Consider the following 4222-nt stretch of genomic DNA (forward strand, 5'->3'; position numbering starts at 1 on the left):
AGATAGCTCGGTAGTGGCATAACGCCTTGTACAATATTGCTGCTTTAGCTGTGACGGACGTATTGGCCGGGAGTGACGCCCATGGCTTTTTTAAAGTGTCGATGCAGATGGCTTTGATCATGGAAGCCGCATTCTTGTGCCACGTCTGAAATTTTTTGTCCCATTTTTAGTAGCTTCTTCGCCATACGTAAACGTTGCTGAATTTGATAGGCATGAGGCGGAAAGCCAAATTGCTTTTGAAACTCTCTCAGCAGATGAAAAGGGCTTAATCCAGACAGTTTCGCGAGTTCTTCTAGTGAGACGTCCGTTTGTGGAAAGTCTTCCAAAAATTCTCTGACTAGCTGCACTTGTCGCTGAGCTCTGGTTGACTCTTTCAGTGGTGTCCGATGAGTGCTGTGTTTACTGGCTAGCTTGATCAACGTGCCGTAAACCAAAGTTTCTCTCAATAAACGGTTGTCTGATTTTTCTAGTGTTTCAAATACCAGTCGTAACTGACTAGCCAGCTCAGGATCGTAAACCACAGGTTGAGGGAAATAGGGCAGAGCTACATTTGGTGAGCCAAGCTCTTGTCCTAAAGTTTGAAACTGCTGAGGTACGGGGTACATTGCTTTGTATTCCCAGCCGCCTTCCGAGGCTGAATGCCCGTTGTGTACTTCATCTGCATTAACAAGGATGATGCTGTCCTGTGGCGCGATATGATTCCCGCCCGTCCTAAAAAATTGTTGTGCCCCTTTTTCGATGACACCAATAGTGTAACCTTCGTGGCTATGGCGTGAAAAATTCTGCTTCTCATACTTTGCATCGAGAAGCTCTAAACCTCCGAGCTCTTGAGCTATCTTGAAGGTAGCGATTTCCTTATTCTTTTCTTTCATCTTTATCCGGTCTGCTCAAGAAAATCATTTTAGAAGTGTAACGGATCCATCGTGCTTATTTTTGTCCAAAATTGCTATTCGATTTTGATAAACAGGCGAATTGATTGCTATTTTTCACATGGGCAAACTATGATTTTTATTTTTTGAATTATCTTGGCTATTTTGGGCTGGATGATGTCATTTTGTTGGTATAACATTCGCCGCCTTGTTGTAGAAAAGCGGTTTCATCATGATTGATTTATCTGTACTTCCTGTTTATCTCACCGCAGTAATGGCTTTGTTGCTATTACCAGGGCCCGATATGTTGCTGATAGCGAGTTCTAGTATGAGTTACGGTAAGAAGGTCGGTCTTTTTGCTAGCTTAGGCAATGCGACGTCTGGTGTTATTCTTACTTTGCTTGCTGCGATGGGCGTATCTACCCTGATTGCCATGAGCCCAATAGCCCTTAAAGTCCTTCATCTACTAGGTGGCGCTTACTTGTTAAAAATGGGTTGGGACTGCTTACGAGCTGAGGCATCTTCGGCTCCAGAGCTTGATGGTCAAAACAAAATGGCATCAACTTATTATCAACGTGCTTTGATGAGTAATTTGCTCAACCCTAAAGCCTTGGTCTTTTTTGTGATGTTTTTGCCGCAGTTTGTCTCAAGCAATATCACGGCATCTTCTGGTGAGCAGATGCTAGCGCTAGGGTTATTGTTGAACGTTCTTGGCTTGTCATTCAATTTATTACTTGTTGGGTTAGCAGGCACATTGGGCAAAGGGCTGCTCGAGAACGAAAAATTCCGCACGTATCAACATAAACTAATGGGGTTAGTGTTTGTTATTCTGGCGTTGTGGATACTGAGTAGTTTCGCCTTGTAAAGTTATCATATGCCATCAGAAAGCCAGCAATTGCTGGCTTTTTGTTTTAGGATATTGGTGTTTCCTAAGGAGAGGGTATATGAAGCTTGAATTTTGTTTAAATCCAGATCAAACAGACCTTGATTTTGTTCGTGAAGGTATTCGATCTTATAACCGACTGCATTTACCTGAAGGGGAAGTGCATGCTGTAGGCTGTTTCGCAAAAGATGAGAATGGCAAGATCATGGGTGGCTTGACTGGCGAAATGTTTAAAAATACGGTGTTTGTTGAGTTTTTGTGGGTAGACGCTGAAAGTCGAACCTCTGGTCTCGGTAGTCAATTAATGTCGATGCTAGAACAAAAAGTAAAGCCTCATGGGGTTACCCATGTTTATTTGGATACCTACAGCTTTCAAGCTCTTGAGTTCTATCTCAAATTGGGTTTTGAGAAAGTGGGGCAGTACTCAGGCTATCCTGCAGAGGGCATCCACAAGTACTTTCTACAAAAGGAAATTGTAGGCTAGGGAAAGCACGGGTTAGCTTGACTTGTTCTAGTGAAAATAAAAAAAGAGGCGCGAATTTGCGCCTCTTGTTGTATCAAATATCTATGTTTCTCTTTGACTTACAAACTTTGCTGGTGCGCGTCGATAAGTTCGTTCATCTTCGCTTCTGCTGCTTGCTGTGCTTGTTCATAGCTCATATCCGCAGGGAAGAGGTTGATGACTTCGTAGTAACATTTTAGTTTTGGCTCAGTACCAGAAGGACGAACAATCACGCGAGATTGATCTTCTAGGTGATAAATCAATACGTCACTTGCTGGTAAGTCAATGGATTCTTCAGAGCCGTCGTCAAACATGCGAACCGATGTTTTAAGATCTTCGGTTACTGCAACTTTTTTACCAGCAATCTCTGTTGGTGGATTTGCTCGGAGTTTGTCGCCGATTGGTGGAGAGTTCGGGTCGAGAGCGATGCTGCGTTGTGCGTTGAAGTAGAAACCGTGCTCGCGGTACAGCTCTTCCAGTTTATCCCACAGTGTTTTGCCTTGCGCTTTAAGCTTGCCTGTTAGCTGTGAAAACGCGACGATTGCAGATAAACCATCTTTATCCCACACCTTGTTACCCACGGTATAACCGAGCGCTTCCTCATAAGCAAACAAGAATGGGTTGGTTTCTGTCTCTTGTTCCATGGCAACGTTAGTAAGCCATTTAAAGCCAGTTAATGTTTGATAGTATTGTGCGCCATGCGCCTTAGCGATGCTGCTCAGCATTCTTGAGGATACGATGGTGTTGCCAACCAAAGCGTTAGGTTGCTGTTCCAACAAGTAATCGCCAAACAGTGAGCCCACCTGATCACCTGTTAGCATTTGATACTCGCCATCTGGGCGTTTAACTGCCACGGCAAAACGGTCTGCATCTGGATCGTTCGCGCAAGCGATATCGGCATCTACGGACTTACCTAATGCCATCACCATATCCATTGCACCGGCTTCTTCAGGGTTTGGGAAGTTGACGGTTGGGAAGCTTCCATCAGGTTCGCGCTGTTCCTTAACACTTGCCACTTTTTGGAAGCCTGCGTCGGCAAGTAGCGTTTCCGCCATATTCGCGCCAACGCCATGCATTGCGGTGTAAGCAATAGATATATCGGTATTGTTGTCAGGAGTAAGCAGCGCGTTTTCATTCATTGTCTTACGGTAAGTTTGGTAGTAGTCGTCTTCCAACCAAACTAACAAACCGTGCTGTTTTGCATCATCGAGAGACATTAAAGGTAATGGCTTCGTTGTTGCGTCATCAATTTTCGCTGCGATTCCAGAGTCGTGCGGAGGAATAATCTGTGCGCCATTCTCCCAATATACTTTAAAGCCATTGTATTCTGGTGGATTGTGACTGGCAGTAACAACAACAGCGGCCGCAGCATTCAATGTACGGACACCAAACGCAACAATTGGGGTTGCTGCAACGTCATACGTTAGGTAAACCTTGATACCAAGGGCCGTCAGTACGGATGCGGTATCATGCGCGAATTGTTTTGAATCGGGACGACCGTCGTAGCCAATAACGACACCACGACTCGCGGCATCTTTGACTTGCTCAAGCAAATAGTTCCCTAAACCAGTGGCGGTCTCTTGAATCACCAAGCGGTTCATTCGGTTTGGACCTGCGCCCACTTTGCCACGTAAGCCTGCAGTACCAAAGGCAAGGCGTGAGCCAAAGCGATCAGTAAGTTCTTGTTCATTGTTCGTATCGACGAGGTGTTGTAGCTCTTCACGAGTCTTAGGATCAGGGTCTCGTTCTAGCCATTGCGTAATTAGTGCTGTCATATCAGTCATTCCTTAGTAGGGGGAGCCTACTTTCTTGGACACTTCGTTTGGTAAGTATCTCAATGTTTTCTTTTAAATCAATGTAAATGGTTCTCAATTACATTTCAAAGAGGGCAATCGATAAACCGAATTAATTTTTCTTATCCGAACAAAATTTAATCATATTTAATTTCTTGAAGAACCTTGGAACTAT

Annotated in this window: 4 protein-coding genes; 2 read left to right on the plus strand and 2 right to left on the minus strand. The window is 44.3% G+C overall.

Annotation, left to right across the window (positions count from 1 at the left end):
* Positions 1-44: 44 nt before the first annotated feature.
* The gene (locus CAG68_RS13575; RefSeq protein WP_086047289.1) at positions 45-872 is read right to left on the minus strand and encodes an AraC family transcriptional regulator; all 828 of its coding nucleotides are present in this window, start codon (positions 870-872) and stop codon (positions 45-47) included.
* 229 nt (positions 873-1101) lie between these two features.
* Between CAG68_RS13575 and CAG68_RS13580 the strand changes: the two genes are divergently transcribed.
* Both CAG68_RS13580 and CAG68_RS13585 read left to right on the plus strand, forming a co-directional pair.
* A complete protein-coding gene (locus CAG68_RS13580) occupies positions 1102-1734 on the plus strand; it encodes a LysE family translocator (protein WP_086047290.1) in 633 nt (210 codons plus the stop codon).
* Positions 1735-1813: 79 nt separating this feature from the next.
* Complete coding sequence (locus tag CAG68_RS13585) at positions 1814-2236, plus strand: GNAT family N-acetyltransferase (RefSeq protein ID WP_005375519.1); 423 nt, start codon at positions 1814-1816, stop codon at positions 2234-2236.
* A gap of 98 nt (positions 2237-2334) precedes the next feature.
* Here the strand turns inward: CAG68_RS13585 and CAG68_RS13590 are convergent, their stop codons facing one another.
* A complete protein-coding gene (locus CAG68_RS13590; protein WP_025768465.1) occupies positions 2335-4029 on the minus strand; it encodes a phospho-sugar mutase in 1695 nt (564 codons plus the stop codon).
* Positions 4030-4222: the final 193 nt, after the last annotated feature.

This window comes from Vibrio sp. V42_P2S4T144 (assembly GCF_009904715.1).
In the GTDB taxonomy this organism is placed as follows: domain Bacteria; phylum Pseudomonadota; class Gammaproteobacteria; order Enterobacterales; family Vibrionaceae; genus Vibrio; species Vibrio alginolyticus.

What these genes read in the sequence shown, in the direction of transcription:
- CAG68_RS13575 (WP_086047289.1), bottom strand. Translation starts at nt 872, where the DNA reads ATGAAAGAAAAGAATAAGGAAATCGCTACCTTCAAGATAGCTCAAGAG.
- CAG68_RS13580 (WP_086047290.1), top strand. Translation starts at nt 1,102, where the DNA reads ATGATTGATTTATCTGTACTTCCTGTTTATCTCACCGCAGTAATGGCT.
- CAG68_RS13585 (WP_005375519.1), top strand. Translation starts at nt 1,814, where the DNA reads ATGAAGCTTGAATTTTGTTTAAATCCAGATCAAACAGACCTTGATTTT.
- CAG68_RS13590 (WP_025768465.1), bottom strand. Translation starts at nt 4,029, where the DNA reads ATGACAGCACTAATTACGCAATGGCTAGAACGAGACCCTGATCCTAAG.